A 565-nucleotide genomic window follows, 5' to 3' on the forward strand; every position below is an offset into this window, starting at 1 on the left:
CGGCGCAGTTGTTGCGCTTGATCCTGGGCTATTGCGGGCTTGACTGGACGCTGCGCGAGGCAGCTGGCTACTCCGTGCTTTTTGGTCAGCTAATCAGTGACATGGCGGTGCGGTTTCGGTTGGTGAGCGCTCGTTACTGGATTAAGGCGCTGTTGGCGGAGTGCATGGGCCAGTGGCGGAGCACTGCAACGCCTGGGCACCTGCGCTTCGTTGCGGTGGACGGAACGACCGTTCAAGGCCCCGGTGCGAAGGAGACCTGGTATCGGCTGCATATGGCGATCGACTTGGTGCGTCTACGGCTATTGCACACCGAGCTGACGGATACGCATCAGGGCGAGCGGCTGGAGTACTACCCCTTGCAAGAGGGCGACGTGGTTGTAGCGGACCGTGGGTACAACCGGCCTTGTGAGCTGGTCGAGCAGGCCGCTCGCGGGGTGTGCGTAGTGGTGCGTTACAACGCCCATGGGATGCGAGTTTACGACGAAGCCGGACAGGCGATTAAGGTGGCGCAGTGGCTACGCGAGCAACCCGAGGCGAGCGTCTCGCGCAGCGTTCGTATTCGCTC

At 62.5% G+C, this 565-nt stretch carries 1 protein-coding gene; it reads left to right on the forward strand.

Going from position 1 to position 565, the window contains the following annotated elements; genetic code table 11:
* On the forward strand, positions 1–565 hold a 565-nt coding region (locus CKO25_RS20780; RefSeq protein WP_200389842.1), incomplete at both ends, for a transposase.

Source organism: Thiocapsa imhoffii (assembly GCF_016583985.1).
Taxonomy (GTDB): Bacteria; Pseudomonadota; Gammaproteobacteria; order Chromatiales; family Chromatiaceae; genus Thiocapsa; species Thiocapsa imhoffii.